The sequence below is a fragment of the Reyranella sp. genome, from assembly GCF_965249915.1.
GTDB lineage: Bacteria > Pseudomonadota > Alphaproteobacteria > Reyranellales > Reyranellaceae > Reyranella.
The window spans coordinates 867641-893902 of sequence record NZ_OZ252257.1 but is presented as its reverse complement, the minus strand read 5'-3'; the positions used below and the strand labels follow the sequence as shown (position 1 = coordinate 893902).

The 26262-nt window shown below is 66.1% G+C and carries 29 protein-coding genes; 13 read left to right on the top strand and 16 right to left on the bottom strand.

Going from position 1 to position 26262, the window contains the following annotated elements; all coding sequences use genetic code 11:
* Positions 1 to 5: 5 nt before the first annotated feature.
* The 6 genes from ACP15H_RS04375 to ACP15H_RS04350 form a co-directional block, all read right to left on the bottom strand.
* Positions 6 to 305: a hypothetical protein gene (locus ACP15H_RS04375; protein WP_425064998.1), complete on the bottom strand. Its 300-nt coding sequence runs from the start codon at positions 303 to 305 to the stop codon at positions 6 to 8.
* 236 nt (positions 306 to 541) lie between these two features.
* Positions 542 to 1753, bottom strand: a complete 1212-nt coding sequence (locus ACP15H_RS04370) for an MFS transporter (RefSeq protein ID WP_425064997.1) — start codon at positions 1751 to 1753, stop codon at positions 542 to 544.
* Positions 1754 to 1987: 234 nt separating this feature from the next.
* Positions 1988 to 2950 (bottom strand): Bug family tripartite tricarboxylate transporter substrate binding protein, encoded by a 963-nt coding sequence (locus ACP15H_RS04365; RefSeq protein ID WP_425064996.1) that lies wholly within the window; start codon positions 2948 to 2950, stop codon positions 1988 to 1990.
* Positions 2947 to 3390, bottom strand: a complete 444-nt coding sequence (locus ACP15H_RS04360; RefSeq protein ID WP_425064995.1) for an NfeD family protein — start codon at positions 3388 to 3390, stop codon at positions 2947 to 2949. Before ACP15H_RS04360 ends, ACP15H_RS04365 begins: the two co-directional genes overlap by 4 nt.
* A 6-nt stretch (positions 3391 to 3396) precedes the next feature.
* Positions 3397 to 4356, bottom strand: a complete 960-nt coding sequence (locus ACP15H_RS04355; RefSeq protein WP_425069859.1) for an SPFH domain-containing protein — start codon at positions 4354 to 4356, stop codon at positions 3397 to 3399.
* A 66-nt stretch (positions 4357 to 4422) separates the two neighbouring features.
* Complete coding sequence (locus ACP15H_RS04350) at positions 4423 to 5187, bottom strand: glutamine amidotransferase-related protein (protein ID WP_425064994.1); 765 nt, start codon at positions 5185 to 5187, stop codon at positions 4423 to 4425.
* 91 nt (positions 5188 to 5278) lie between these two features.
* Between ACP15H_RS04350 and ACP15H_RS04345 the strand changes: the two genes are divergently transcribed.
* From ACP15H_RS04345 to ACP15H_RS04335, 3 genes are all read left to right on the top strand, one after another.
* On the top strand, positions 5279 to 5884 hold the full coding sequence (locus ACP15H_RS04345; RefSeq protein ID WP_425064993.1) for a 2-hydroxychromene-2-carboxylate isomerase: 606 nt from the start codon (positions 5279 to 5281) through the stop codon (positions 5882 to 5884).
* Complete coding sequence (locus ACP15H_RS04340; protein WP_425064992.1) at positions 5881 to 7182, top strand: aspartate aminotransferase family protein; 1302 nt, start codon at positions 5881 to 5883, stop codon at positions 7180 to 7182. The genes ACP15H_RS04345 and ACP15H_RS04340 overlap by 4 nt, the downstream gene beginning before the upstream one ends.
* Positions 7183 to 7295: 113 nt before the next feature.
* The gene (locus ACP15H_RS04335) at positions 7296 to 7853 is read left to right on the top strand and encodes a hypothetical protein (RefSeq protein ID WP_425064991.1); all 558 of its coding nucleotides are present in this window, start codon (positions 7296 to 7298) and stop codon (positions 7851 to 7853) included.
* Positions 7854 to 7938: 85 nt separating this feature from the next.
* On the opposite strand, the gene ACP15H_RS04330 is transcribed toward ACP15H_RS04335, so the two are convergent.
* On the bottom strand, positions 7939 to 8904 hold the full coding sequence (locus tag ACP15H_RS04330) for a fatty acid desaturase family protein (protein ID WP_425064990.1): 966 nt from the start codon (positions 8902 to 8904) through the stop codon (positions 7939 to 7941).
* A 66-nt stretch (positions 8905 to 8970) separates the two neighbouring features.
* Here ACP15H_RS04330 and ACP15H_RS04325 point away from each other — a divergent pair, with 66 nt between their 5' ends.
* Positions 8971 to 9870 carry an alpha/beta fold hydrolase gene (locus tag ACP15H_RS04325; protein WP_425064989.1) on the top strand — a complete coding sequence of 300 codons (900 nt, stop codon included), beginning with the start codon at positions 8971 to 8973 and terminating at the stop codon, positions 9868 to 9870.
* Positions 9867 to 10481 carry an NAD(P)-dependent oxidoreductase gene (locus ACP15H_RS04320; protein ID WP_422028995.1) on the top strand — a complete coding sequence of 205 codons (615 nt, stop codon included), beginning with the start codon at positions 9867 to 9869 and terminating at the stop codon, positions 10479 to 10481. The genes ACP15H_RS04325 and ACP15H_RS04320 overlap by 4 nt, the downstream gene beginning before the upstream one ends.
* 77 nt (positions 10482 to 10558) lie before the next feature.
* Here the strand turns inward: ACP15H_RS04320 and ACP15H_RS04315 are convergent, their stop codons facing one another.
* Genes ACP15H_RS04315 through ACP15H_RS04300 form a run of 4 tightly spaced genes read right to left on the bottom strand, consistent with a single transcriptional unit; the run spans position 10559 to position 14633 of the window.
* Complete coding sequence (locus ACP15H_RS04315) at positions 10559 to 11719, bottom strand: M20 family metallopeptidase (RefSeq protein ID WP_425064988.1); 1161 nt, start codon at positions 11717 to 11719, stop codon at positions 10559 to 10561.
* 19 nt (positions 11720 to 11738) lie between these two features.
* Positions 11739 to 12662, bottom strand: a complete 924-nt coding sequence (locus ACP15H_RS04310) for an SDR family NAD(P)-dependent oxidoreductase (RefSeq protein WP_304850311.1) — start codon at positions 12660 to 12662, stop codon at positions 11739 to 11741.
* 19 nt (positions 12663 to 12681) lie between these two features.
* Positions 12682 to 13896, bottom strand: coding sequence for a multidrug effflux MFS transporter (locus ACP15H_RS04305; RefSeq protein ID WP_425064987.1), 1215 nt, complete (start codon positions 13894 to 13896; stop codon positions 12682 to 12684).
* Complete coding sequence (locus tag ACP15H_RS04300) at positions 13893 to 14633, bottom strand: transglutaminase-like domain-containing protein (protein ID WP_425064986.1); 741 nt, start codon at positions 14631 to 14633, stop codon at positions 13893 to 13895. Before ACP15H_RS04300 ends, ACP15H_RS04305 begins: the two co-directional genes overlap by 4 nt.
* 38 nt (positions 14634 to 14671) lie before the next feature.
* Here ACP15H_RS04300 and ACP15H_RS04295 point away from each other — a divergent pair, with 38 nt between their 5' ends.
* Positions 14672 to 15169: an SRPBCC domain-containing protein gene (locus ACP15H_RS04295; RefSeq protein ID WP_425064985.1), complete on the top strand. Its 498-nt coding sequence runs from the start codon at positions 14672 to 14674 to the stop codon at positions 15167 to 15169.
* A 4-nt stretch (positions 15170 to 15173) separates the two neighbouring features.
* On the opposite strand, the gene ACP15H_RS04290 is transcribed toward ACP15H_RS04295, so the two are convergent.
* The 3 genes from ACP15H_RS04290 to ACP15H_RS04280 are packed head-to-tail and all read right to left on the bottom strand — an operon-like array spanning position 15174 to position 17269.
* Positions 15174 to 15635 (bottom strand): PaaI family thioesterase, encoded by a 462-nt coding sequence (locus ACP15H_RS04290; RefSeq protein WP_296327942.1) that lies wholly within the window; start codon positions 15633 to 15635, stop codon positions 15174 to 15176.
* Positions 15632 to 16096 (bottom strand): PaaI family thioesterase, encoded by a 465-nt coding sequence (locus tag ACP15H_RS04285; RefSeq protein WP_425064984.1) that lies wholly within the window; start codon positions 16094 to 16096, stop codon positions 15632 to 15634. Before ACP15H_RS04285 ends, ACP15H_RS04290 begins: the two co-directional genes overlap by 4 nt.
* Positions 16097 to 17269, bottom strand: coding sequence for an acyl-CoA dehydrogenase family protein (locus ACP15H_RS04280; RefSeq protein ID WP_425064983.1), 1173 nt, complete (start codon positions 17267 to 17269; stop codon positions 16097 to 16099).
* 142 nt (positions 17270 to 17411) lie between these two features.
* Here ACP15H_RS04280 and ACP15H_RS04275 point away from each other — a divergent pair, with 142 nt between their 5' ends.
* The 7 genes from ACP15H_RS04275 (at position 17412) to ACP15H_RS04245 (ending at position 25506) form a co-directional block, all read left to right on the top strand.
* A complete protein-coding gene (locus ACP15H_RS04275; protein WP_425064982.1) occupies positions 17412 to 18287 on the top strand; it encodes a branched-chain amino acid ABC transporter permease in 876 nt (291 codons plus the stop codon).
* A 4-nt stretch (positions 18288 to 18291) separates the two neighbouring features.
* On the top strand, positions 18292 to 19443 hold the full coding sequence (locus ACP15H_RS04270) for a branched-chain amino acid ABC transporter permease (protein ID WP_425064981.1): 1152 nt from the start codon (positions 18292 to 18294) through the stop codon (positions 19441 to 19443).
* Positions 19440 to 20198 (top strand): ABC transporter ATP-binding protein, encoded by a 759-nt coding sequence (locus tag ACP15H_RS04265; RefSeq protein WP_425064980.1) that lies wholly within the window; start codon positions 19440 to 19442, stop codon positions 20196 to 20198. The genes ACP15H_RS04270 and ACP15H_RS04265 overlap by 4 nt, the downstream gene beginning before the upstream one ends.
* Positions 20199 to 20209: 11 nt before the next feature.
* Positions 20210 to 20986, top strand: a complete 777-nt coding sequence (locus ACP15H_RS04260) for an ABC transporter ATP-binding protein (protein WP_425064979.1) — start codon at positions 20210 to 20212, stop codon at positions 20984 to 20986.
* Positions 20987 to 21002: 16 nt separating this feature from the next.
* Positions 21003 to 22847 (top strand): AMP-dependent synthetase/ligase, encoded by a 1845-nt coding sequence (locus ACP15H_RS04255; RefSeq protein WP_425064978.1) that lies wholly within the window; start codon positions 21003 to 21005, stop codon positions 22845 to 22847.
* Positions 22848 to 22909: 62 nt separating this feature from the next.
* Entirely contained in the window at positions 22910 to 24112 is a 1203-nt protein-coding gene (locus ACP15H_RS04250; protein ID WP_425064977.1) for an ABC transporter substrate-binding protein, read from the top strand.
* A gap of 197 nt (positions 24113 to 24309) precedes the next feature.
* The gene (locus tag ACP15H_RS04245; protein WP_425064976.1) at positions 24310 to 25506 is read left to right on the top strand and encodes an ABC transporter substrate-binding protein; all 1197 of its coding nucleotides are present in this window, start codon (positions 24310 to 24312) and stop codon (positions 25504 to 25506) included.
* A 78-nt stretch (positions 25507 to 25584) separates the two neighbouring features.
* Here the strand turns inward: ACP15H_RS04245 and ACP15H_RS04240 are convergent, their stop codons facing one another.
* Positions 25585 to 25908 carry a hypothetical protein gene (locus tag ACP15H_RS04240; protein ID WP_425064975.1) on the bottom strand — a complete coding sequence of 108 codons (324 nt, stop codon included), beginning with the start codon at positions 25906 to 25908 and terminating at the stop codon, positions 25585 to 25587.
* A complete protein-coding gene (locus ACP15H_RS04235; protein WP_425064974.1) occupies positions 25905 to 26222 on the bottom strand; it encodes a hypothetical protein in 318 nt (105 codons plus the stop codon). The genes ACP15H_RS04240 and ACP15H_RS04235 overlap by 4 nt, the downstream gene beginning before the upstream one ends.
* Positions 26223 to 26262: the final 40 nt, after the last annotated feature.

The following is a 26262-nucleotide window of genomic DNA, read 5'->3' as shown; positions in this document are numbered from 1 at the left end:
CGTAGCTACTGGCGAGCGCGTGCCGGCGGGACGGCGGCCGGGGGTGCGGCCGGCCGCGCGGGAATCGGCGTGTCCAGGAGCGGGAACTCGCGGTTGCGCGGCACTTCGCTGATCTCCTCGGACCCCGGCATCGGCAGGTTGGCCTGGTTTTTCCAGTTCGGTCCGGCCGTCGCACCGCCCCCGCCGGCGACCGGCGGGCCCGCCTCCTGCATCGTGCTGAAGTCGGAGTTGAAACGCTGGGGCTGGGCATGGGCGGCGCTGCCAACGACCGCGAGGACCAGCAGGCCGGTCAGGGCTACTTTCATCGGATTCTCCGGGTTCTGTTCCCCGATCAACTCGCAGAGTGGCGCCCGCGTTGCGCATGCTGCGCAGATTTTGCAGGCTTGAAACGGGCTTTCAGCACACCCGCGACAGACATTGATCCGTCAACGGTCGTCGCGACCCCGGATTCGGGAGGGTGCGACTCCGGTTTCGATTGTTTCGTTTATTTCGTTTGTTTCGTTTATTTGCCGGATTCCGGCTTTTTGACGGCCTGTCCGGCCTATGCCGGCTGGGCTTGCGGGGCGTTCCGGGCGGCCGATGGCGTCGGGAAGGCCAGCGCGATGGCGACGGCCGCCAGTCCCATGCCGAACGACGCGACGTAGAGATAGCCGTAGCCGTGGAAGGTATCGAAGATCCACCCGCCGACCGCCGGGCCCAGCGCCATGCCGAGGCTGGAGATCATTGCGGCAGCGCCGAACACCGTTCCCATGATGCGCAGGGGAAAGTATTCCCGCGCCAGCACGGCATAGAGCGGCATCACCCCGCCATAGGCCATGCCGAACAGGACGGCGACGGCATAGAACTCCCCGGCGTCGCGGGTGAAATAGTAGCTGCCGGCCCCCACCGCCTGGACCATCAGCCCGGCGACGACGACCCGGCGCGCGCCGAACCGGTCGCCCAGCAGCCCGAACAGGACGCGGCCGCCCAGGCCCGCCAACCCTTCGACGCTGTAGATCGTGACGGCCGTCATGGCCGGCAGGCCGCAGGCGAGCGCGTAGCTCACCGTGTGGAAGATCGGGCCGGAATGCGCGGCGCAGCAGCAGAAGAAAGTGAGCGACAGCACGATGAACTGCGGCGAACGCAGCGCCCGCCCCACGGTCATGCCCTCCCCGCCTTCCGCCGGGCTGCCGGGCGATGCGGCCGCCGTCTCAGGCGGACGGCGGACCAGCAACGCGGCCGGCACCAGGAGAAGCCAGGCGACGATCGCGATGGTGAGTTGTGCCGTTCTCCAGTCGTAGGCGGAGATCAGCCACTGCGCGAAGGGTGAAATGGTCATCGGCGCCACGCCCATCCCGGCCGAGACCAGCGAGACGGCAAGGCTGCGGTGCCTGTCGAACCAGCCGGTGACGGTGGCGATCATCGGCGCGAACACCGCACCGGCGGCAATGCCGACCACGATGCCGTAGAGGAGCTGGAATTCGAGCAGGCTGGTGGCCCGGCTGGCCAGCGCCAGGCCAAGGCCCAGCAGGAGCGCACCCGACAGGACGACGATGCGCGGCCCGAACTTGTCGCTGAGGGCGCCCCACCCGAAAGCCGCGACGCCCATCGTCAGGAAATCGAGCGTCATGGCGCTCGAAATGCCGGTGCGCGACCAGCCCGTCGCTTCCGACATGGGCTGAAGGAACACCGCCAGCGAGAACAGCGCCCCGATCGCCACGCATCCCATCAGCGCGCCCGCACCGACGATCACCCAGCCGTAAGACCGTTCCATCGCGATCCTCCTGTTGGGCTACACTTAACTTATTGGTTAACTATTGGCAAGCAGGCTGGAAAACCTCCGTCGTCTCGACCGTAGCCTCGCCCATCGACTACCTCGGGATAAACTACACGAGGCGAACCGGAGAGACCTACCCTCAACCATAAGCCGGCAAATCGTCGAGAGAAGATCTCTCGGCTCCACACCTTCGGTGCTCCGGTCGAGATGACGAAAGTCTCGGCCTGGGAGTCACTCCGGCTTGATATTGGCCTCGCGGATAAGGCGGCCGAAACGTTCGTACTCCTGGGCATTGTAGCGCGCGAACTGTTCGACGCTCATCGTGCCGGGTTCGCCGCCAAGTCCGCGCAGCTTCGCCTGCACGTCGGGCAGCGCCACGATTCGCGCCAGCTCGGCCTGCAGCCTGGCGACCACGTCGGGCGGCGTGCCCGCGGTCACGTAGACGGCGTACCAGGTCGTCATGTCGAAGCCGGACAGCCCGGACTCGGCGAGCGTCGGCACGTCGGGCAACTCGCTGCTGCGGCGCTCGGAGGTGACGGCCAGCGGCCTGAACTTGCCGGCCTTGATCTGGCCCATCGACGAGGAGGTCGTGTCGAACATCATCTGCACGTTGCCGCCGATGATATCGAGATGCGCCTGGGCGCTGCCCTTGTAGGGCACGTGCATCCCTTTCACGCCCGCCGCCATGTCGAAGGCCTCGCCCGCGATATGCTGCGTGCTGCCGACACCCGACGAGGCATACTTGAACTCGCCGGGCCGGGCTTTCATGGCGGCGATCAGCTCGGCCACGGTATTCACCGGTACCGCGGCGCCGACCACCAGGACGTTGGGCACGCTCACCACCAGGCCAATCGGGATCAGGTCCTTGATCGGATCGAAGCCGAGCTTGAGCAGATGCGGCGCGATCGCCTGCCCGGTGTTGGTGGCGACCAGGATGGTATGGCCGTCGGGCGGCGCCTTGGCCGTCAGGTCGGCCGCGATCGTGTTGGAGGCCCCCGGCTTGTTCTCGACGACGAAGGTGCCCTTCATCGATTCGGCGAGCTTGTCCGCCAGCATGCGGGCCACGATGTCGGTGCCGCCGCTAGCATTGGCGCCCACCATCAGGCGGACCGTCTTCGTGGGATAAGGCGTCTGCGCGTGGCCAGCCAGCGGCGCGAGCAGGACCGGGAGCGCCAGCAGCGACCGGCGCTTCACGGCGCCGGCTCCACGGCCAGCTCGGTGCCGCTCACCGATTTCACGCGCACCTTGGCGCCCCGGACCATGTCGGGGCCGGTCACGCTCCAGCTGCCGTCGCCGAGGATGACGCGGCCGCGACCGTTCAGGATCGGCTCGTCGAGCACGATGATCCGGCCGACCAGCGCCTCGCCGCGGGCATTGAGCGTCGACGTCGCGGGATTGTCGGCGTGCTGCAGGCGACGCAGCGTCCGGCGCAGCCCGACGGCGGCCACGACGGAGATCACCGCGAAGGTCAGGAGTTGGAGCTCGATCGACAGATCGGACACGACCAGCAGGAACAGGCCGGCGGCCGCTGCCCCGATGGCGAGGAAGAGGAAGACGACGCCGGGCAGCATCATCTCGAAAACCAGCAGCACGGCTGCGACCGCCCACCAGTACCAGAAGACGATCTTGAACATCGCCGTCTAGCCCGCGTTGGGGACGGAGCCGCGATGGCGCGCGGCCTCGGCGCCGCGTCCCTGGGCCTCCTTCGCGAGTTCTCCGATGCCGGCGATCGAGGCCATGACTCCCGCCGCCTCGACGGGCAGGAAGAACACCTTGGCATTGGGACTGGAGCCCATCTTCGCCAGCGCCTCGACATACTTGGTGCCGAGGAAGTAGTTGGTCGCCTGCACGCCGTTGCCGGCGATCGCCTCGGCCACGACCGAGGTCGCCTTGGCCTCCGCCTCCGCCATGCGCTCGCGCGCCTCGGCGTCGCGGAAGGCGGCCTCGCGGCGGCCCTCGGCGGTGAGGATCGCGGCCTGCTTCTCGCCCTGCGCCCGCTGGATGCTCGATTCGCGCACGCCCTCGGCCTCGAGGATGGTCGCGCGCTTCTCGCGCTCGGCCTTCATCTGCCGGCCCATCGCCACCACGATGTCTTCCGGCGGGGCGATGTCCTTGACCTCGATGCGCAGGACCTTGACGCCCCAGGGACCGGTCGCCTGGTCGATGACCGCCAGCAGCGTGTTGTTGATGTCGTTGCGCTTCGACAGGGCCTCGTCGAGCGCCATGTTGCCCATGACCGAGCGGATGTTGGTCAGCGCCAGATTGGTGATGGCGAGGTGCAGGTTCTGGACCTCGTAGGCGGCGCGGGCGGCATCGACCACCTGATAGAAGGCCACCGCGTCGACCTGCACGGTGGCATTGTCCTTGGTGATGACCTTCTGCGCCGGAATGTCGAGGACGTTCTCCTGCATGTTCATCTTGCGGCCGACCGTGTCGACGAAGGGCACGATGAAATGCAGCCCCGGCGCCAGCGTGCGCGTGTAGCGGCCGAACCGCTCGATCGTCCAGTTCGTGCCCTGCGTCACCGTCTTGACGCCGGCGAAGATCAGCACCAGCGCCACGAGAACGACGGCCAGCACGAAAATCAGCGCACCCGATATCATTCAGCGTCTCCTCTTGATTGGCGGAGACACTAGCCCAAGGCCGGGCGCAGGACCATCGAGGGGCTAGTCGGCGGCGGCGGCGAACTCGGTCCGGAGCACGGGAACTTCCTTCGACGCCGGCGCGATCCGCTGATCGGTGGCGAGCCAGCGATCTAGGAAGCCGTTGATCCAGCGGTCGAGCGGCGGATCGTACAGGGCATGCATCGAGAGATGGACACCCCGCTGTTGCGCGCCCGGCATCTTCAGGCGCTCGGCGGCCTTCAGCGTCCAGATTGTCTTCATCTCGAGCGTCACCTCGGGATGGAACTGGAAGCCGAAAGCGTTGGGACCGCAGCGGAAACCCTGCACGGGGTAGCGCTCGTTGGTGGCCAAGAGCTCGCAGCAATCCGGAATGGTCATGCCCTCACGGTGCCACTGATAGACTTTCATCGGCGACCGGAACCAGGCGCGGCCCGCTTCGGTCGGCTCGACGTCGACATAGCCGATCTCGACCACGCCCTCGGGATGCGGCGCCACACGACCACCGGCGGCGCGCGTCAGGAGCTGGGCGCCCAGGCACAATCCGAGAAAGGGAACGCCGGCATCGACGACCTTGGGGATCCACTCGAGTTCGCACTTGATGCCGGCCAGGGTGCCGCAATCGTTGGCCGACATGGGACCGCCGAAGACCACGACGCCCGCATAGTCGGACATGTCTTCGGGCAGATTGCACCCCAGATTGGGGCACAGTCGGTGCAGTTCGAAACCGCGCTTCTCAAGCAGTGCGCCGACCCGTCCGGGCCGCGAGTGCTCCTGATGCACGACGATGGCAATCTTTTTAGGGCCCATTTCTCTACACTGGCCAGCCGGTACCGTCATGGATTTGCAAGATACGCGCCAGCTGTGGCAACGACAAGGCAACCGGCGGCGGAGGGACGAAATGGCGCGAACTCTGGACTTCTACTTCGATTGCTCGAGCCCGTGGACCTATCTGGCGTTTCACGCGATCCAGCCCCTGGCGAAAGCAGCGGCAGCCGAGATCGTCTGGAAGCCGATCCTCGTGGGCGGGGTGTTCAATGCCGTCAACCAGACGGTCTACGAAAGCCGCGCCAAGCCCAATCCGCGCAAGCAGGCCTACATGCAGAAGGACATGCAGGACTGGGCCCGCCTGTACGGGCTCGCCATCAAGTTCCCGCCGACGGTGTTTCCCGTGAACAGCGTGAAGTGCATGCGCGGCGCCTTCGTGGCGCTCGACGAGGGCAAGCTCGTGCCCTACGCCACGGCCGCCTTCGAGGCCTACTGGGGCGACGACCGCGACCTCGCGAAGGAGGACGTGCTGGCCGACATCGCCTTGAAGGCCGGCATCGAGCGCCAGCGCTTCTTTGCCGGCATCGAGAGCGAGGCCTGCAAGGCGCGGCTGCGCGCCAATACCGACGAGCTGATCGCCCGCGGCGGCTTCGGCAGCCCGACGATCTTCGTCGGCAACGACATGTTCTTCGGCAACGACCGCATGCCGCTGGTCAAGGCCGCGCTGGAGGCTGCATGAGCCGCAACGCCGATCCCGATTTCTGGGCCAGGGCCAACGCCCATCTGGTGCGCTATGGCGGCGCCTTCGCGCCGCTCATCGCCGAGAGCGCGGCAGGAAATTACTTCACCGACGCCGACGGCCGGAAAATCCTCGACTTCACCTCGGGCCAGATGAGCGCCATCCTGGGCCACAGCCACCGCGAGATCGTCGAGGTGGCGCGGCACTATATCGGCGAGCTCGATCATCTCTACTCGACGATCCTGTCGCGGCCCGTCGTCGACCTGGCGGCGCTGATAGCCAGGGTGTCGCCCGGCCGCCTCGACCGCGTGCTGCTGGTCTCGACCGGCGGCGAGTCGAACGAGGCCGCGCTGCGCATGGCCAAGCTGGTGACCGGCCGGCACGAGATCGTGGCGATGAGCCGGTCGTGGCACGGGGTCACCGGAGGGGCTGCGTCGGCAACCTACTCGTCGAGCCGCAAGGGCTACGGCCCACCCCAGCCCGGCGCCCTGGTTCTGCCGGCACCGGATACCTATCGTTCGCGCTTTATCGACGATCGCGGCGTCTACGATTGGCAAGGGGAGCTCGATTTCGGCTTCGAACTGGTGGACCGGCAGTCGAGCGGCGCGCTGGCAGCCTGCATCGTCGAGCCGATCCTGAGCTCCGGCGGGGTCCTCGAACCGCCGGAAGGGTGGATGGCGGCGCTGGCCGCGAAGTGCCGCGAGCGCGACATGCACCTGATTTTCGACGAGGCGCAGACGGGTCTGGGACGAACCGGCACCCTGTTTGCCTGCGAGCGGGACGGGGTGGTGCCAGACTACCTCACCCTGTCCAAGACGCTGGGCGCCGGCCTGCCCCTGGCGGCCATGCTGACGACACCGGAAATCGAGGATGTCGCCGCCGAGCGGGGCTTCCTGTTCTATACGACGCACGCCTCCGATCCGCTGCCCGCCGCCGTCGGCCTGAAGGTCATCGAGGTCATTCTCCGGGATCGTTTCACGGAGCGCGCGGCAACTCTCGGCACCCGGTTGAAGGCCGGTCTGCAGGGACTGCAGCAGCGCCACGACTGCATCGGCGACATACGGGGCCGCGGGCTCCTGCTCGGGCTGGACCTCGTGAAGGACCGCCGCTCGCGCCAGCCTGACCCTGAACTCGCCCAGAAGGTCGCGCGGAACTGCCTGGAACTGGGGATGATGACCAGCACGGTGCGCGGCGGCTTCGGGATTTTCCGCATTGCACCGCCCCTCACCGTCGAGGAGGCCGAAATAGACCTGGGTCTCGAGATCTTCGATCGGGCGCTCACCAAAGCTTTACGTTGAGAATTGAGGGAAATAGGCGCATCTGGTCCCGCAATTGGTATTAGCGTTTGAAACGGGCGGCTAACTGTTGTACCCGCTGGCGGTTTCCGGCCAACGGCGTTTGGAGTTTACGGATGTTCAAGAGGCTTACACAGTCGGCAATTCTTGCGGGGAGTGTCCTCGCCTTGGGCGCCTGCACGCTCGGCGAGTCCAAGACAGCGGCTGCGCCCGTGAAGCCGCCCGCGGCCGACTACCAGGCGCCCGTTCCGGCGACGCCTCCCGCCGGCCAGATCCGGGCCATCTGCTATAACGAGGCCGACCTGTCGATCGTGCGCGCGCGCATGGTGCAGCAGGAACTGAATGTCATTACCCTGCAGTGCCAAGGTCCTGGCGGCGCCCGCGCCTACGAAAAGATCTATGCCGACTTCGTCGGAAAGTACCGCGAAGAGTTCGCCACCAATTCGCGCTCGCTGTCCCAGATCGCCAGCCGCAAGCGCTTCAACACCGACGTGTTCGTGACCGAGGTCGCCAACCGCACGGCGCAGCGCGCGCCGACGGACAAGGAATTCTGCTCACGCGGCAAGCGCGCCTTCGACTGGGCGATGGATCCGAAGGTGACGGCGCTCGCCCAGGTGCCGCCGCCGTACGATCTCGGCCCCGAGATGAACATCTACCCCTGCCCGGCCCAGTAGGCAGGCGAAGGAAATACGAATCGAGAAGGCGGCCTGCGGGCCGCCTTTTTCTTTTGCCCTCCGCCCCGTCCGGCAAGGGCGGAACTCAAATGTGCTGCGTGCCCCGTTCGCCGCGACCGCGCCCGTTGGTCGCCGGTCCGGACGTTGCCGCCTTCAGGACGGCGAGATAGCCAGGCTTCAGCTCCATCGACGGGCCGCGGCCGGCCTCGAGCAACGCGCGATGCGCCTGGGGCAGACGCCAGCAGGGCACGAACAGGAACAGGTGATGCTCGAGGTGGTAGTTCACCCAATAGGGCGCCACCAGCAGCCGCATTAGCAGATTGGCGTATGTCGTTCGCGTGTTGCGCAACGGATCGTCGTTGTCCGGCACGACCGCGTGCTCGGCAATGTTCCGGATGCGACTGACCAGCTGGTACCAGGTGGCGAGCGGCAGGAGCCACATCACAGGGTAGAGCCACCAATAGCCGGCGGCCGATAGGCCGGCGAACAGGACGAGATTGGCGACCAGAGAGCCTTTCTCCCTGGCCCACAGAGTCCCGAGCTGCACGCCCAGCGGCGCATCGGCGGGACCGAGCGCCCGGCGGATTTGCTCCCCGCGCCGCAGGAACGCCGTCTGCCCGGTGAGATCCCGCACGATCTTGCGCCGCAAGCTGGTCCGGCTGGTCGGGAAGGCCTGGGACAGGCCGAGGTCGGGATCCTGCGCCTGCTGGGTGAAGCGGTGATGCTGCAGGTGATAGGGCCGGTAGAGGGTAAGGCTGGTGAACACCGGGAAGGCGCAGAACCAGCTTCCCACCCGGTCGTTCAGGCGGCGATCGGCGAACAGCAACCCGTGGGCGGCATCGTGCATCAGGATGGCGAGGCCGAGCTGGCGTCCGCCAATCACCATGACACCGAGCAGGAAGGTGAACGGGTTGGGCCACCAGGCGAACAGCACCATGCTGCCCGCGATCAGCGCCCAGGCATGCAGGACGAGCAGCCCGCCGACCAGGTTCGACTTGGCGCCGAGCCTGCGCATCTGCTCCAGGGACAGGAAATCGCCGATCCGACTCATTCTTCGAGGCTGGTCGCGGCACGCGCGACTGTCAACGGCGGCCCGGGGCCGCTATATGTTCAGCATATGCACCGCAAATCCATCCGCACCGACGTTCTCGACGTCACCTACGAGGAACACGGGCCTGCCGACGGCGCCCCCGTGATCCTGCTGCACGGCTTCCCCTACGACGTGCGCGCCTACGACCAGGTGGCGCCGGCGCTGGCAGCCGACGGCAATCGGGTGCTGGTGCCCTATCTGCGCGGCTATGGCCCGACCCGCTTCCTGTCGCCCGAAACGCCCCGGTCGGGCGAACAGGCGGCCCTGGGTCACGACCTGCTGCAGCTGATGGATGCGCTCGGGATCCAGCGGGCCGCCCTCGCCGGCTACGACTGGGGCGGTCGCGCGGCCTGCATCGTGTCGGCGCTGTGGCCCGAGCGGGTGCGCTGCCTCGTGAGCTGCACCGGCTACAACCTGCAGAACATCGCGGCCTCGGTCGAGCCCGCCACGGCCGCAGCCGAGCACCGGCTCTGGTACCAATACTATTTCAACACCGAGCGCGGACGCGCCGGGCTCCACAAAAATCGCCGCGACGTGTGCAGGCTGTTGTGGAGCCTGTGGTCGCCGGAATGGAAGTTCGACGACGCGACGTTCGAGGCGACTGCGGCCTCGTTCGACAATCCGGATTTCGTCGACGTGGTGATCCAGTCCTACCGGCACCGCTACGGCTACACGAAGGGCGATCCCGCGCTCGAGCCTCTCGAGGCCCGACTGGCGAAGCAACCCGCGATCGCGGTGCCCACCATCAATCTCCACGGCGCCGCCGACGGCGTCGGGCCCGCGTCCGACCGCGACGGCCAATCCGACAAGTTCACCGGCGGTTACGAACGGCGAATGCTGCCGCGCATCGGCCACAACGTCCCGCAGGAGGCGCCGGCGGAGACCGTGGCGGCCCTGCGCGACCTCATGAAGGGAATTCCGCAATGACCGCCATCGCCCTGATCGGGTCCACCGGCAATATCGGCAGCCGCGTCCTCGACGAAGCGCTTGCCCGCAAGCACAGCGTAACCGCCATCACGCGCGACGCCTCCAAGCTGAAGCCGCGCCCCGGCATGACCATCCGGCAGGGCAGCACGACCGACGTCGTCTCAATGTCGGCCATCCTCAAGGGGCACGACATCATCGTCGCCTCCGTGAAGTGGAATGAGGCCAGCGTCCATCACGTGCTGGAGGCGGTCCGCAAGAGCGGTGTGAAGCGCGTCCTGTTCGTGGTCGGCGCCGGCAGCCTGCTGCGGGCCGACGGCCGCACCCATCTCGACCACATGGCCGATCGCGGCATCCAGCCTCCGACCTCGAAGCCTGCGTCGCTGGCGCTGGAAGAAGTGCGCAAGGCCAAGGACCTCGACTGGACGGCGATCTCGCCCCCGGCATCGATCCAGCCGGGGGACCGCACCGGCAAGTTCCGCCTCGGCAAGGATCACCTGCTCGAGGACGAGGACGGCCAGAGCGCCATCAGCCGCGAGGACTTCGCGGTCGCCATCCTGAACGAAATCGAGAAGCCCAAGCACCTGCACAAGCGCTTCACGGCGGCGTACTGACTCATTGGAGCGCGCCACTCCAGTGGCGCTCATTGCTTGAGTTTGAGCGCCACTGGAGTGGCGCGCTCCAATAAATCCTACTCCAGCGTCTCCAGCAGGCGCGCGCAGAGGTAGGTGCGCGGCTCCAGCGACGAATAGTAGATCTGTTCGGTGACGGCGTGGGCGCCCTTGCCGTCGGCGCCCAGCCCGTCGAGCGTCGGGATGCCGAGAGCGGCGGTGAAGTTGCCGTCGCTGCCGCCGCCGGTCAGCGGCACGTCGTTCAGCTCCTTGCCGATCTCGCGATAGATCGCCTGCGCCTTCTGGAAGAGATCGGTGATGCCGGCATCCTTCTGGTAGGGCGGCCGGTTCATGCCGCCCTCGACCGTCAGCTCGACCTCCTTGCCGATCGGCTCGAGGTTCAGGAACCAGTGGGTCATCTCCTCGGCGAGCTGCATGCTGGGCACGCGCAGGTCGACGTCGATCGAGCATTCGGCCGGCGTCACGTTGACCCCCGAGCCGCCGCGGATCAGGCCGACGTTGCAGGTGATGCCGCGGGCATAGTCGGTCTTCTCTTCGATGCGCACGATCTGCCGGGCAATCTCGAGGATGGCGCTGCGGCCATCCTCGTGACGCACGCCGGCATGGGCGGCGCGGCCCTTCGCGGTCAGCGTGAAGCGGCCGACGCCCTTGCGCGAGGTCACGACCTTGTCGCCGTCGCGGCCCGGTTCCATGACCAGCGCGTATTTGTGACCCTTTGCAGCCTCTTCGATGCGGGCGCGCGAGGTCGGGCTGCCGACTTCTTCTTCCGGAATGAACAGGAAGGTGACGGGCAGCTTGGTGCGCTTGCCCTGACGGACGAGGTGCCGGAGCGCGTAGTAGGCGATATAGCCGCCCGCCTTCATGTCGTAGATGCCGGGACCGAAGACGCTGTCGCCCTCCTGGCGGATCTTCAGCTCCCTCTCCTTCATTCCGTGCGGATGGACCGTATCGAGATGGGCAAGGACCAGAATGCCCTTGCCCTGTCCCGTGCTCCACTCCGCCGGGGTCCTGGCCTCGAGGATGTCCCCGAAACCGTCCCGCCCCGGCGTGCGCGACAGGTCCAAACCGAGGTCCCGGCACTGGCCCTCGACCTTGTCGACCATCAGATTGACTGCCTTCGCGTCGTGGCTCGGGCTCTCGATCTCGATCCACTCGACGATCCCCTCCAGGATCTCCTTGGGATCGATCCTGGGCTCGTTCTTCATACGCTCGGCAGCCATCGTCATCAGTCCTTTCGGCTCAGATCGGATCCCAGGTGAAGTACTCGGGCGAGCGCTTCAGGTCGGTGAAGTAGGGCTTCATCGACGGCACCGCGTGCTCGGCGATGTCCTCCAGGGTCCAGCCCTCGGAGTTATGCACGGACCGTACCGGGCGGTTGGCGTTGAACAGCATGATCTCGTTCATGCGCACGCCGAAGATCTGCGAGGTGATGCCCTGCTCCTGCGCCGAGTCCGAGAGGAGGTAGACCGCCATCGGCGCGATCTTGGCCGGGGTCATCTTCTTCGAACGCTCCAGGCGCGCCTTCTGGGCCTCGGTGTCGGCGGGGATGGTGCCGATCATGCGCGTCCAGGCGAACGGCGAGATGCAGTTGGAGCGCACGTTGAACGCCGCCATGTCGAGCGCGATCGAGCGCGACAGGCCGATGATGCCCATCTTGGCCGCCGAGTAGTTGGCCTGGCCGAAGTTGCCGACGAGGCCGGAGGTCGAGGTGAAGTGCACGAAGGCGCCGGACTTCTGTTCCTTGAAGTAGTTGGCGGCCGCGCGGCTGGTGTTGAACGAGCCGTTGAGATGGACGTCGATGACCATCTTCCAGTCCATGTGGCTCATGCGATGGAAGATGCGATCACGCAGGATGCCGGCATTGTTGATGACGCCGTCGATGCGGCCGAAATTCTCGACCGCCGCCTTGACCATGCGCTCCGCGCCGGCGGGATCGGACACGCTGTCGCCGTTCGGGACGGCGTGGCCGCCGGCCGCCTTGATCTCCTCGCAGACCTTCTCGGCCGCCGTCGCGCTGCCGCTGCCCTCGCCGTCGACCGCGCCGCCGAGATCGTTGACCACGACCTTGGCGCCTTCCTTGGCTGCCAGCAGCGCCATCTCGCGGCCGATGCCGCCGCCCGCGCCGGTCACCAGCACGACCTTGTCCTTCAACATGTTCGTCATTGTCTTCTCTCTCCCTCTTCTAACGATCCAGTTTCGGGGCGCGCGGTTCGCCGCGCAACAGTCGGGCGCTCAGCACCGTGGCGATCGCAAACGGCGTGAGCCCGATCACCATCGGCATCGCGATGTAGCGGCTGCCGACCACGGTCAGGGCCGCGACCGCGACCGTGCCCATGGCGCCCATGCCCATCTGCGCAAGGCCGGCCAGCGACGAGGCCGTGCCGGCCAGACGCGGATACAGACCCACGGCGCCGGCATTGGCGTTGGCCACGATCATGCCCGTGCCGAAGCTCAGCAGCATGTGCGGGCCGACGATGGCCCACCAGGTGACGATGCCGGACAGCGAAAGAGCCGCCATGCCGATCAGTGCCGCCACGTGAAACCATCCGGAGAACATGATGATGTCGACGGGCGCGACGCGGCCGACCAGACGGTTGTTCACGAAGGTGCCCAGCGTGAATCCGCCGACCGAAAGCAGCACGATCAGGCCGAACTCGCGCGGGCTGAAGCCCATGCTTTCCTGGAGCACGAAGGGCACGCCCGCCAGCATCCCGAAGTTCAGCGCGAAGGCGAAGCCCAGCGGCAGGATGTGGCCGAGGAAGCGGCGGTCGCGCAGCATTTCGCCCGAACCGCGCAACAGGCTCGACAGGTCGATCCGCTCGCTGCGGAACTTGTTGGTCTCGCGCAGGCCCGCCAGCGTCACCAGGAACAGGATCGCGCCGAAGCCGCCCACGAACCAGAAGGTCGCCCGCCAGCTCGACCATTCGCCCAGAAAGCCGCCGATCGTCGGCGCCAGCGACGGGGCGATGTTCTGGCCGAGCGAGATCCAGCTCATGACCAGCGGCATCTCCTTGAACGTGTAGGCGTCGCGCGTGAGCGCGCGGCCCAGCACCGATCCGGAGGCCGCCCCCAGCCCCTGCAGGATGCGCAGCCCGATCAGCCCGCCGATCGAGGGGGCAAAGGAACAGGCGAAGCTCGTGATGGTGAAGAACAGCAGGCCGCCCAGCAGGACCGGCCGGCGCCCGTAGCGGTCGCTCAGCGGGCCGTAGAACAGCTGTCCCACCGCGAAGCCCAGCATGTAGGTGGTGAGCGTCAGCTTCACATTGTCCGGCGTCGCCAGCAGCTCGTGGCCGACCGACGGCATCACCGGCGTGTAGATGCTCATGGTGAGGGGGCCGAAACTGCCCAGCGCCACCAGCAGCGCGATGTAAGCGGGCGACCGCGGTGTCAGGTTCACTTGCTCTTCGCCCCGCCGGTTGCCTCAGCCGCACCTTCCGCGCCGAAATCGCCGCCCAGCGCCATCTCCTCCTGCGCCTTCGTCATGCGCGGGTAGTAGTGGCGAAAGGCGCCGCGGATCTCGTCGAACGGGATGTCGGCGAACACGCCGCGATAGGCGAGATATTCCATGTGACGCCGGCCGCTGAGATCGAACGGGTGGTAGATCGAATCGCCCACCGCATCCCAATCCAGCGGCTTCAGGCCGAACTTGTCGGTGAGTTCCCGGTTGAATGCGGGCGTCGCCTTGACCCAGCGGCCATCGAGCCAGACATCGGTGTAGCCATGATAGTAGAAGACGTCGCTGCCCATCAGCTCCGACAGCCGCTGTGTCGTCATGTGATTGCGCACGTCGGCATAGCCCAGCCGGGCGGGAATCCCGGCGGCGCGGCAGACCGCGGCCATGACGCCCGCTTTGTTCACGCAGTATCCGTGTCCCGCCGCCACGGTGGTGCTCGCCCGGTAGGCGTCGCGCTTCATCGGCGTGTTGTAGGGATCGTAGCGCAGCTCGTCGCGCACGGCGTAGTACAGACGCAGTGCCTTCTCGCGGTCACTGCCGTCCCCAGCCACGCGCCTTGCGTAGGCCACGATTATCGGGTGTTGTGAATCGATCAAGTCGCCTGGAAGCCGGTAGGCCTCGAAGCTGGCGCCGTCACGAACGACGTCGTCGGCCGGGGTTTTGAGCGATTCGTAATCCATGTGCGGCGTTTTCTTTAAGGCAAGAGGCAGGAAAGTCCATGAGCGACGGCGCGCAATTCACCCATGCGCATATGGTGCGCTTCGAGCGGCACCTTCCCGGCCCGCCCGCGCAGGCATGGGGTTTCCTGTCCGACCCCGGCCGCCTGCCCGGCTGGTACGGCGAGGGCAGCATCGAGCCGAGGGTCGGCGGCGCCGTCTCGCTGATGGGCGGCCACATCCGGGGCGTCGTCACGCAGTGGCAACCGCCGGGCCGGCTCGCCTATACATGGAACGTGTACAATCCGGGGGACGCGACCTCGCCCTACCCCGAATCCTACGTCATCCTGACGTTGGCAGCCTCCGTCGAAGGCACCCTCCTGACGCTGGAGCACCTCCCGGTCCTGGAATCATTCGTCAAGCTCAACGCGATGGGCTGGCATACCTTCGTCGACATGATAGACGCCGCCGTCCGCGGCGAGCCCGTCCACGGCCGCGATCACTACATGGCGCGCAATGCCAGGCAGTACGGCGTCGACCTGAGCAATCCGCGGGGGTGATCTGCTAAAGCGATGGCGGGGCGTCGGCGTCGGACTTCACGAGGAAGTGGGCGTTGGCCGTCGCGACAGGACGCGACCGATCTTCCTGCCAGGCCTCGGCGAAGACGTTGACCATGCGCCGGCCCTGCTTCGTCACCTTGGCGCAGGCGATAACGTCGACCGGTCGCGCCGAGCGCAGATAGTCGACGGTGATGTTCACGATCTTCGGCACCGTCTCGGTTTCGGTCTCCCACAGGAGATGGAAGATCGCGGCCATCTCGAGCATGGCGCCGAGGGTGCCGCCATGGATCGCCGGCAGGAAGGTGTTGCCGATCAGCTCCGGGTGATAGCGCATGCGGGTCAGCAGCTCGCCGGTGCCGTTCTCGGGCGCGATCTGCATCCACCGCGCATAGGGAATGGCTTCGGCGAGACGGGCGACGTTGCCTTCCTTCCGCGCCTCCGCAAGGCGGGTGAGCAGCGCGCTCATGGCTTGTCGCCCAGCGGCGGCCGGGTCGCCTTGCCCTTGGTGCCCAGCATGAAGGTGCCGGCGGCGGCCGCAATCGGGTCCTTGGCATCGCCGTGATGGGCGAAGGCGCGGGTGAAGGCCACCGACCGCGTGATGCGATAGCACTCCGCCTCGGCGATCACCGGCTTGCCGGGCTCGGCCGGCCTTACATAGTCGATGCGCAGGTCGAGGGTCGCGAAGGGCTCCGGCGCCTTCAGCATGGTGGCCACCGACATGCCGCAGCAGCCGTCGAGCATGGCGGTGAGCGGACCGCCCGCCAGCACGCCGGTCTCGGGATTGCCCACCAGCTCCTCACGCCACTCGAGCTGCATCGAGGCGAAGCCGCGCGAGGCACCGATCACCTTCAGGCCCAGCGCCTTGTTGTGCGGGATGTTGTCGGAGAACCATTGCTGGAACAGCGCGATGCGCGCGTCCTTTTCCATCTAAAACCCCATCTGGCGGGCGGCGAGATCCTTCATGATCTCGGTCGAGCCGCCACCGATCGACATGACCTTGGTCTCGCGATAGATGCGCTCGACCTTGGCGCCGCGCAGGTAGCCGGCGCCGCCGAATATCTGCATCGCCTCGTTGGCGCAATACTCCATCGTGGACGTCGCGAGGTTCTTCAGCATGCAGATTTCGGCGACCGGCTTCTCGCCCTGCCCGACCCGATACGCCAGCAGTTCGAGTGTCGATTTGGCGGCGTTGATGCGCATCGCCATGTCGACCAGCCGGTGGCGCACGACCTGGTTGGCGATCAGCGGCTTGCCGAAGGTGTGGCGCTCGCGGGCATAGGCGATCGCCTCGTCGAGGCAGACCCTGGCGTAGCCGCAGGCGCCGGCCGCCATGCCCAGCCGCTCGGAATTGAAATTCAGCATGATGCCGATGAAGCCGCGATTCTCCTCGCCGATCAGGTTCTCGACCGGCACTCTCACATTGTCGAAGAACAGCTGGGCGGTGTCGGACGCCCACCAGCCCATCTTCTTCAGCCTGGTGCGCGCGAAGCCTTCCCGGTCGCGCTCGATCAGCAGCAGGGAGACGCCCCCCGCACCCGGCCCGCCGGTGCGGACCGCGACGGTGTAGTAGTCGGCGCGCATGCCCGAGGTGATGAACATCTTGGAGCCGTTGACGACATAGTGGTCGCCCTCGCGCCGCGCCGTGGTCTTGAGGTTGGCGACGTCGGATCCGCCGCTGGGCTCGGTGATGGCGAGCGCGCTGATCTTCTCGCCGGCCAGGACCTCGGGCAGCACCTTGCGCTTCATCCATTCCGGACCCAGCGCGGCGATCGGCGGCGCCCCGATCGTGTGGCTGTTCAGGCTCGCGTTGAGTCCGCCGCTGCCGTGGCGCGCCATCTCCTCGGCCTTGACGATGCCGAAGAAGGGATCGGTGGGGACGCCGCCATACTCTTCGGGAAAGCCGAGTTGCAGCAGGCCCGCGGCCGAGGCCTTGCGGTAGAGTTCGCGCGGGAATTCCTCGGCCTCGTCCCACTGGTCGACATGGGGCATGAGCTCGCGATCGACGAAGCGGCGGACGGTGTTCCGGAACGCCTCATGCTCCTCGGTGTAGAAGGGCGACGGCGGGCGGCTCGACAGGATGGCCTGCTCGGCGAGCGACATGGAATTCTCCGGTAACGAGCGTTCGATCGTTCAACAGTACAGCGCGCCCGTTGAAAATCCATTGACTCTCCGCAGCGCCGCCATGTCTTATGATTCACGTTAAACGCGAAGCCACCAAACGGCCGGTTTACAGGGTTAGGGAATGCTCGACTTCATCCAGCAGCTGGTGAGCGGTATCGCGCTCGGCTGCGTCTACGGCCTCATCGCACTGGGCTTCGTGCTCATCTACAAGGCGACGGAAGTCGTGAATTTCGCCCAGGGCGACCTGATGATGCTGGGCGGCTTCTTCGTCTTCACCTTCATCGGCCTGATGGGCCTCGACTACTGGCTGGGCTTCCTGTTCGCGGTCTGCGCCATGGCGGTGTTCGGCATGGCCACCGAACGAATCCTGATCCGGCCGATCCTGGGCTACCCGCAATTCTCCATCGTCATGGCGACGATCGGGCTGGGATACTTCCTGCGCTCGGTCGCCGGCATGATCTGGGGTACCGACGATCTGAAGATCGAGACCCCCTTCTCGACCGGCGTTTTCAAGCTTGGCGACTTGGTGATCGCCCACGACAAGCTGTCGGTGATCGTGGCCACCGTCATCCTGTGCGCCGTGCTCTACGCCTTCTTCAACTACACGCGGATGGGCACCGCGATGCGGGCCACGTCCGAGAACATGCTGGCGGCCTATTACATGGGCATCCCGGTAAAACGGGTCGTGTCGCTGATCTGGGCGATCAGCGCCGCGGTGGCGGCGACCGCCGGCGTGCTGCTGGCGCCCATCACCTTCATCCATTCCAATGTCGGCCTTGCACTGGGGCTGAAGGCCTTCCCGGCGGCGGTGCTGGGCGGCTTCGGCTCGATCCCCGGCGCGGTCATCGGCGGCCTGATCATCGGCGTCATCGAGACGCTGGCCGGCTTTTACCTGCCGCAGGGCTGGAAGGACGTCGCCCCCTACGTCGTGCTGCTGATCGTCCTGCTGGTCCGGCCGCATGGGCTGTTCGGCCCCAGCATGCGCAAGAAGGTCTGAGCCCATGCGTTTTGTCTTCAAGACAGACTACAACCAGGACATCCGCCTGCTGAAGCACAGCGGATACTGGTGGTCGTACGGCGTGCTGCTGGCGGCGCTGATCGCCTTCCCCTACCTGGTCGGCAGCTACCTGCAGAGCCAGATCGTCTTTGTGTTCATCTACGCCATCGTCGGCGTGGCCTTGATCATCCTCACCGGCTTCACCGGCCAGGCCTCGCTGGGCCACGCTGCCTTCCTGGCGATCGGCGCCTATACCGCCGGTTTTCTGCAGAGCCAGGGCATCTCCTTCATCGTCTATTTCCCGGCAGCGGCCATCATCACCGGCGCGGTGGGAGCGATGGTCGGCTTCCCGGCCCTGCGCCTCAGCGGCATCTACCTGGTGATCGCCACCATCGCCTTCGCCTTCATCGTCGAGGAGATCCTGGCGCGCTGGGAATCGGTGACGCACGGCAACGAGGGCATGCGGGTCCGCACGCTCGATTTCCTGGGCCAGCCGATACCGCGCGACGGCGACGCCTTCTACTTCCTCTGCCTGCTGGTGCTGGTGGGATCGATCCTGCTGGCGCTGAACCTGCTGCGCTCGCCGACCGGCCGCGCCTTCATCGCCATCCGCGATTCCGAGACCGCGGCCAAGAGCATGGGCATCGACCTCGCCGGCTACAAGGTGAAGTCCTTCGCCATTAGCGCCGCGCTGACCGGCATGGCGGGCGTGCTGTTCGCCCACAAGATGTCCTTCATCTCGCCCGAGATGTTCACCCTGCTGCTCTCGATCGAGTTCATCATGGTGATCATCATCGGCGGCGCCTTCGGCGTGCACGGCGCCGTGCTGGGCGCGATCTTCATCGTCATGGTCGATCCCTTCCTGACGGCGCTGAAGGACGACGTGCCGGTGCTGGGCGCCAGTCTCGCCACCACGCTCGGCATGGCGCCCGACGCCGCCGGCAAGCTGCGCGACACCATGTCGGCGATCGGCTCGGCGGCCGGCCTCAAGGGCGCGATCTACGGCCTGATCATCATGATGTTCATCCTGTTCGAGCCCTACGGCCTCTACGGGCGCTGGCTCAAGGTGAAGCTCTTCTTCCAGCTCTTCCCGCTCTACAAGAAGGCCACCTTCAAGCGACAGAAGACCTACGTGAAGTCGGAGCGCAATCGATGAGCTTCTTCACGGTCGACGGCATCTCGCTGCAGTTCGGCGGCCTCAAGGCGGTCGACAGCGTGAGCTTCAGCGTCGAGAAGGGCGAGATCTTCACCATCATCGGCCCCAACGGCGCCGGCAAGACCTCGATCTTCAACCTGATCTCGCGCCTCTACGATCCGACTTCGGGAAAACTGTTCTTCGAGGGCCGCGACATCACCGAGGTGCCGGCGCACCAGATCGCCAAGCTCGGCATCGCGCGCACCTTCCAGAACATCGAGCTGTTCGAGAATGCCTCGATGCTGGCCAATCTCCTGGTCGGACGGCATTGCCACGCCACCACGCAGCTCTGGCAGGAGATCCTGTTCCTGCCGTCGGTGCGGCGGGCCGAGAAGGAGCATCGCCGCAAGGTCGAGGAGGTGATCGAGTTCCTCGACCTCCAGGCCTATCGCGACAAGCTGATCGCCGGCCTGCCCTACGGGGTGCGCAAGGTGGTCGAGGTTGCCCGCGCCCTCTGTTCGGAGCCGAAGCTGATCCTGCTGGACGAGCCCTCCTCCGGCCTCAACGTCGAGGAGACAGACGACATGTCGTTCTGGATCCGCGACATCCGCACCGAACTCGGCGTCACGGTGCTGATGGTCGAGCATGACATGACCCTGGTCAACCGCGTGTCGGACCGCGTGCTGGCGCTGAACTACGGCAAGGTGCTGGCCTCCGGCACGCCGGCCGAGGTGCAGGCGCATCCCGACGTCATTGCGGCCTATCTCGGCGCCTGAGAGGAGCGGACATGAGCGACGACCCGATCCTCAAGGTCTCCAACATCGAGAGCTACTACGGCCCGATCATGGCGATCCGCGGCGTCAGCCTCGCCGTGCCGCGCGGCAAGATCATCACCGTGCTGGGCGCCAACGGCGCCGGCAAGACGACCATCCTCAAGACCATTTCCGGCGTACTCGACCCGCTCAAGGGCACGATCGAGTTCGAGGGCAAGGCGATCCAGCGCATGGATGCCGACAAGATCGTGCGGCTGGGCCTCAGCCACGTGCCGGAAGGCCGCGAGGTCTTCCCCTTCCTGTCGGTGCGCGAGAACCTCGCGATGGGCGCGTTCCTGCGCAAGGACCGCGACGGCGTGGCCCGCGACCTGGAAAAGGTCTTCGCCTATTTCCCGCGCCTCAAGGAGCGCATCGACCAGCCGGCCGGCTCGCTGTCCGGCGGCGAGCAGCAGATGCTGGCGATCAGCCGCGCGCTGATGAACCGGCCGAAGCTGCTGCTGCTCGACGAGCCCTCGCTCGGCCTGTCGCCGCTGCTGGTGAAGGAGATCTTCAGCATCATCCGCCGGGTCAATGCCGAGGAAGGCACGTCGATCCTGCTGGTCGAGCAGAATGCCAAGATGGCGCTCGAGACGGCCCACTATGGCTACGTGCTCGAAGTCGGCCGGGTCGTGATGGACGACACCTGCGAGCGGCTGATGAACAGCAAGGACATCCAGGAATTCTATCTCGGCGCCAAGGAAGAGAGCGCCCGCGGCGAACGCCGCTGGAAGAAGAAGAAGAACTGGCGCTGACGGGAACGAGGAAACCATGCCCATCAAAGCGACGCTGACGGTTGCCGAGACCCTGCCCAAGAGCTTCCTGCTGTCCTGCCGGACGCGCGGCGACAGGCCGGCGATGCGCGAGAAGCTCTACGGAATCTGGAACGCCATCTCGTGGACCCAGTGGCTGGAGCGGTCGAAATCCATCACCTTCGCCCTGCACGAGATCGGCTTCCGGCCGGGCGACGTCGCCTCGGTGCTGGCCAACACCGTGCCGGAATGGAACTACGCCGACTTCGGCATCCTTTGCGCGGGCGGCGTGTCGTCGGGCATCTATCCCACCGACTCGGCCAAGCAGGTCGAATACCTGATCAACGATTCGAAGACCTCGGTCCTGTTCGTCGAGGACGACGAGCAGCTCGACAAGGCACTCGACGTGCGCGAGCGCTGCCCCAGCCTGCGCAAGATCATCGTGTTCGACATGGAGGGCCTGCGCACCTTCGACGATCCGATGGTGGTCTCGCTGGACGAATTCATGGAGTCGGGCCGCAACTACGGACAGGGCAGGGACGCGCTGTTCGAGGAGCTGGCCGCCTCGCGCACGCCCGACGACCTCGCCATCCTGGTCTACACCTCGGGCACCACGGGACCGCCCAAGGGCGCCATGCACAGCCATCGCAACGTGGTCTACACGATGCAGAACTGCATGCATCCCGAGCTGTCGCTCTCCTGGTACGAGGGCGACGAGCGACTGGCCTTCCTGCCGCTCTGCCATGTCGCCGAGCGCATCGCCGGCAGCTACTACTCCGTCGCGACCGGCGTCTGCAGCAACTTCGCCGAAAGCCCCGAGACGGTGCCCGACAATATCCGCGAGGTGCAGCCCACCCTGTTCGGCGCGGTACCGCGCGTGTGGGAGAAATTCTACGCCGGCATCACGATCGCGCTGAAGGACGCCACGCCGCTGCAGCAATGGGCCTACCGGCGCGCGATCGCGGCCGGCCTCGCCATCGCCGATGCGCGTCTGGCACGGCGCGCGCCGACCGCCTTCGAGAAGCTGCGCTTCCAGGCCGCCTACTGGCTGGTGCTGAAGAATATTCGCCGCATGATCGGCCTCGACCGCTGCCGCTGGCTGTTCACCGGGGCGGCACCGATCTCGCCCGAGCTGATCCGCTGGTACCTCGCGCTCGGTCTCGACATGTACGAGGTCTACGGCCAGACGGAGAATTGCGGGCTGGCGACGGCGATGCCGGCGGATGCCATCAAGCTCGGCACCGTGGGCAAGTCCGTGCCGTACGGCCAGGTCGCGATCTCGCCGGTCGGCGAGATCCTGATCAAGGGCGACATGGTGTTCATGGGTTATCTGAACCAGCCCGAGAAGACCGCCGAGACGGTCGACAAGGACGGCTGGCTGCACACCGGCGACGTCGGCCTGATCGACGAGGAAGGCTACGTCAAGATCACCGACCGGATGAAGGACATCATCATCACGGCCGGCGGCAAGAACATCACGCCCTCGGAGATCGAGAACCTGCTCAAGGCGTCGCCCTATATCAGCGACGCCGTCGTGATCGGCGACAAGCGCGCCTACCTCACCTGCCTCGTCATGATCGAGCGCGAGACGGTCGAGAAATTCGCCCAGGACATCGATGTGCCCTTCACCAACTACACCAGCCTGTGCCGCGCCAAGGAAGTGCAGGAGCTGATCTGGTCGGAGATCGAGCGGGTCAACGCCAACTTCGCCCGGGTCGAGACGATCAAGCGCTTCTTCCTGATCGAGCAGCAGCTCACGCCCGAGGACGAGGAACTGACGCCGACGATGAAGCTCAAGCGGTCGTTCGTGAACAGCAAGTACAAGGAACAGATCGACGCGATGTACCGGCCCCAGGCCGCCTGAGCCGGGGATCTGCGAGGTCACGAAACGGGGAACAAGCAAACAACCTGGAGGAAATCGAAGTGATGCGTACGTTTTGCGTAAAGGCCGCCCTGCTGGGCGGCGTGTTCGGCCTCGCCGCCCTGCCGGCTCTGGCGCAGCAGACCAAGGTCACCAACCAGGGCATCACGCCCACCGAGATCGTGCTCGGCACGCACCAGGATCTCTCGGGCCCGATCAAGTCCTGGGGCGTTCCCGTCACCAACGGCATGAAGATGGCCGTCGACGAGGTGAATGCCGCGGGTGGGATCAACGGCCGCAAGCTGAAGCTGATCGTCGAGGATGTGGGCTACGACCCCAAACGTGCCGTCCTCGCGACCCAGAAGCTGGTCGAGAAGGACAAGATCTTCGCCATGCTGGCGCCGCTGGGTTCACCGACCGTGCTCGCCGCGCAGGACATCCTGCTCGAAGCCGGCATCCCGCAGCTGTTCCCGGTGACCTCGGCGGAGTTCACCTACAAGATGGACCCGAAGAACCCGCAGGACCGGCTGAAGTTCAACAACGTTCCGCCCTACACCGAGAGCGTGCGCGCCGGCGCCCGCCACCTGATGCAGGAGAAGGGCAGCAAGAAGCCCTGCGTGATCTACCAGGACGACGAGTTCGGCAAGAACGTGCTCGACGGCTTCAACCAGGCCGTCGCGGACGCCAAGCTGACCGCCGCCTCGGTCACCAGCTACAAGCGCGGCGCCTCGGACTTCTCCTCGCAGGTCGCCAAGATGAAGTCGGACGGCTGCGATCTGGTCGTGCTGGGCACCATCGTGCGCGAGACGGTCGGCGTCATGGCCGAGGGCCGCAAGATCGGCTTCTCGCCGGTCTATTTCGGCAGCACCGCGGCCAACGTCATCGAGGTCCCGGCGCTCGGCAAGGAAGTGACGGAAGGCTTCTACGCCGTGGGCGGCATGGAGATCCCCTACCGCGACACCTCGACCGGCAAGGCCAAGGAGTGGGCCGAGGCCTACTACAAGCTCTACAACATGGAGCCCAACACGCAGTCGGCGCTGGGCTACAACGAGGTCATGACCTTTGCCCACTATGCCAGGCTGGCGGGCAAGGACCTGACCGGCGCCAAGTTCCTGGCGGCCATGGAATCGGGCGACGTCTTCCAGGACATCTTCAACTCGCCGCCGGTCAAGTTCTCGCCGACCGAGCACCTCTCGGCCACCGTCTACCTGCTGCAGCAGGTCAAGGACGGGCGCTGGGTCGTCCTGAAGCGCGACCTCAAGAACTGACGCACGTCCTCCTCGACGGTGAAGGCCCGGGCCAGTCCCGGGCCTTTTCTTTTGCTTGCCGGAATCCTCCGTTTCGCCGTGCATAATCTCTGCGAAACTGGTCTAATTCCGCACAAGTCGCGCAAAGCGACGACGGAGCGGGTCGTGCGCGCCGCCCGCCTGACGAACAAAGAGCGCAGCAGTGGAGGAAACGAACAATGCACTTCAAGGCATTCGCGGTGACGCTTGCCTGCACGACGACGCTGGCGGCCATGCCGGCTCTCGCGCAGACCAAGGTCACCAACCAGGGCATCACGCCGACCGAAATCGTGATCGGCACCCATCAGGATCTCTCCGGCCCCATCAAGACCTGGGGCGTCCCCGTCGCCAACGGCATGAAGCTCGCCGTCGAGGAAATCAACGCGGCGGGCGGCATCAACGGCCGCAAGCTGAAACTGATCATCGAGGACAGCGCCTACGATCCGAAGAAGGCCGTGCTCGCCAGCCAGAAGATGATCGAGAAGGACAAGGTGTTCGTGATGATCGGCGGCATGGGCTCCGCGCCCGTGATCGCCGCACAGGACATCCTGTTCGACGCCGGCGTGCTCCAGCTCTTCCCGCTGACCGCCGCCGAGTTCACCTACAAGTTCGACGCCGCCAAGCCGCAGGAGCGGCTGAAGTTCAGCAACCTCCTGCCCTACGTCGAGAGCACCCGCGCGGCCGTGAAGTACATGGTCGAATGGAAGAAGCCCGCGAAGCCCTGCCTGATGTACCAGGACGACGAGTACGGCAAGAACGTGCTCGACGGCTTCACCCAGCAGCTCGACGCCATGAAGCTGAAGCCCGCGTCGATCACGACCTACAAGCGCGGCGCGTCCGACTTCAGCGCCCAGATCGCCAAGATGAAGTCCGACGGCTGCGACCTGGTCGTGCTGGGCACCATCCTGCGCGAGACGATCGGCGCCATTGCCGAGGCCAAGAAGCTCGGCTGGGACGTCACCTTCCTCGGCGCCACGCCGACCAACATTCCCGACACGATTACGCTCGGCAAGGACGTGGTCGAGGGCTTCTACGCCGCCGGCGCCTTCGAGACGCCCTATGCCGACACGGCCAAGGGCAAGGTCAAGGACTGGGTCGAGGCCTACAAGAAGATGTTCGGCACCGACGCCAACACGCAGTCCGTCATCGGCTACAACGCCGTCATGACCTTCGCGCACTATGCCAAGCTCGCGGGCAAGGACCTGACGGGCCAGAAGATGCTGGACGCCCTCGAGTCGGGCGACCCGTACCTCGACATCTTCAACTCGCCGCCCAGCAAGTTCTCCAAGACCAACCACCTCGCGAACACGATCACGCAGGTGCAGCAGGTCAAGAACGGACGCTGGATCGTCATCAAGGAAGGCCTGGGCTTCTAGCTCACGGCCCCTGCCACAGACACGAAACCCGGACGGGCGACCGTCCGGGTTTTTCTTTGGGCGCCACCGCGTCGCGCGTCAGACCGGAGGCACCGGCACCTTGTTGCGGCGGAGCTCCTGCTGCAGCACCGGAATGGCAGCGCCGGTCTGGCCCTCGTGGCATTGGGCGATCGCCACGCGCGCATTGATGTCGGCGTCGGTGTCGTCGTTGTCGCCCGCGCTGTCGCCCATGCCGCTCGCGACATACTCGCCATAGGCCCAGCTGAGCTTGGTGCAGTATGCAGCGGCCTGCGCCGCCGTCATGCCCGGCGGCGGACCACCCGCCGTCTGCGTGCACGCCGCAGCGAGCAGCGTCAGAAGCATCAGTCCGGAAAGCCGGATCAGGTGACGAGGGGCGCTCATGGGGGCGGAACCTCGACCTTGTTGTTCCGCAGCTCGCGCTGCAGCACCGGAATGCCCGCGGCGGTGTTACCGTCCTGGCACTGGGCGACCGCGACGCGGGCGTCGATGTCGGACTGGCCACCGCCCCTTCCGACGCCGCCCATCGACGTCGCGAGGCCGGCGACATATTCGCTGTAGACCGTCGTGAGCTTCGCACAATAGGCCGCGCCCTGCGCCGCCGTCATGCCCGGCGGCGGACCGCCCGCAGTCTGGGTGCATCCGGCCGCCGCCAGCGGAACGGCCATCAACCCGAGAATACCCTTCCACTTCGCCATGCATTCCTCCTCAACGAGAAGCTAACGCACCGCGCGTCGA

Bases quoted from the DNA above. Each gene is read 5' to 3' on its own strand.
- ACP15H_RS04345 (WP_425064993.1), top strand. From the start codon at position 5,279: ATGGCGCGAACTCTGGACTTCTACTTCGATTGCTCGAGCCCGTGGACC.
- ACP15H_RS04310 (WP_304850311.1), bottom strand. From the start codon at position 12,662: ATGACGAACATGTTGAAGGACAAGGTCGTGCTGGTGACCGGCGCGGGC.
- ACP15H_RS04240 (WP_425064975.1), bottom strand. From the start codon at position 25,908: ATGAGCGCCCCTCGTCACCTGATCCGGCTTTCCGGACTGATGCTTCTG.
- ACP15H_RS04360 (WP_425064995.1), bottom strand. From the start codon at position 3,390: ATGTTCAAGATCGTCTTCTGGTACTGGTGGGCGGTCGCAGCCGTGCTG.
- ACP15H_RS04350 (WP_425064994.1), bottom strand. From the start codon at position 5,187: ATGGGCCCTAAAAAGATTGCCATCGTCGTGCATCAGGAGCACTCGCGG.
- ACP15H_RS04245 (WP_425064976.1), top strand. From the start codon at position 24,310: ATGCACTTCAAGGCATTCGCGGTGACGCTTGCCTGCACGACGACGCTG.
- ACP15H_RS04250 (WP_425064977.1), top strand. From the start codon at position 22,910: ATGCGTACGTTTTGCGTAAAGGCCGCCCTGCTGGGCGGCGTGTTCGGC.
- ACP15H_RS04315 (WP_425064988.1), bottom strand. From the start codon at position 11,719: ATGGCTGCCGAGCGTATGAAGAACGAGCCCAGGATCGATCCCAAGGAG.
- ACP15H_RS04290 (WP_296327942.1), bottom strand. From the start codon at position 15,635: ATGAGCGCGCTGCTCACCCGCCTTGCGGAGGCGCGGAAGGAAGGCAAC.
- ACP15H_RS04340 (WP_425064992.1), top strand. From the start codon at position 5,881: ATGAGCCGCAACGCCGATCCCGATTTCTGGGCCAGGGCCAACGCCCAT.
- ACP15H_RS04265 (WP_425064980.1), top strand. From the start codon at position 19,440: ATGAGCTTCTTCACGGTCGACGGCATCTCGCTGCAGTTCGGCGGCCTC.
- ACP15H_RS04285 (WP_425064984.1), bottom strand. From the start codon at position 16,096: ATGGAAAAGGACGCGCGCATCGCGCTGTTCCAGCAATGGTTCTCCGAC.
- ACP15H_RS04275 (WP_425064982.1), top strand. From the start codon at position 17,412: ATGCTCGACTTCATCCAGCAGCTGGTGAGCGGTATCGCGCTCGGCTGC.
- ACP15H_RS04375 (WP_425064998.1), bottom strand. From the start codon at position 305: ATGAAAGTAGCCCTGACCGGCCTGCTGGTCCTCGCGGTCGTTGGCAGC.
- ACP15H_RS04370 (WP_425064997.1), bottom strand. From the start codon at position 1,753: ATGGAACGGTCTTACGGCTGGGTGATCGTCGGTGCGGGCGCGCTGATG.
- ACP15H_RS04255 (WP_425064978.1), top strand. From the start codon at position 21,003: ATGCCCATCAAAGCGACGCTGACGGTTGCCGAGACCCTGCCCAAGAGC.
- ACP15H_RS04295 (WP_425064985.1), top strand. From the start codon at position 14,672: ATGAGCGACGGCGCGCAATTCACCCATGCGCATATGGTGCGCTTCGAG.
- ACP15H_RS04325 (WP_425064989.1), top strand. From the start codon at position 8,971: ATGCACCGCAAATCCATCCGCACCGACGTTCTCGACGTCACCTACGAG.
- ACP15H_RS04260 (WP_425064979.1), top strand. From the start codon at position 20,210: ATGAGCGACGACCCGATCCTCAAGGTCTCCAACATCGAGAGCTACTAC.
- ACP15H_RS04330 (WP_425064990.1), bottom strand. From the start codon at position 8,904: ATGAGTCGGATCGGCGATTTCCTGTCCCTGGAGCAGATGCGCAGGCTC.
- ACP15H_RS04320 (WP_422028995.1), top strand. From the start codon at position 9,867: ATGACCGCCATCGCCCTGATCGGGTCCACCGGCAATATCGGCAGCCGC.
- ACP15H_RS04280 (WP_425064983.1), bottom strand. From the start codon at position 17,269: ATGTCGCTCGCCGAGCAGGCCATCCTGTCGAGCCGCCCGCCGTCGCCC.
- ACP15H_RS04335 (WP_425064991.1), top strand. From the start codon at position 7,296: ATGTTCAAGAGGCTTACACAGTCGGCAATTCTTGCGGGGAGTGTCCTC.
- ACP15H_RS04235 (WP_425064974.1), bottom strand. From the start codon at position 26,222: ATGGCGAAGTGGAAGGGTATTCTCGGGTTGATGGCCGTTCCGCTGGCG.
- ACP15H_RS04300 (WP_425064986.1), bottom strand. From the start codon at position 14,633: ATGGATTACGAATCGCTCAAAACCCCGGCCGACGACGTCGTTCGTGAC.
- ACP15H_RS04270 (WP_425064981.1), top strand. From the start codon at position 18,292: ATGCGTTTTGTCTTCAAGACAGACTACAACCAGGACATCCGCCTGCTG.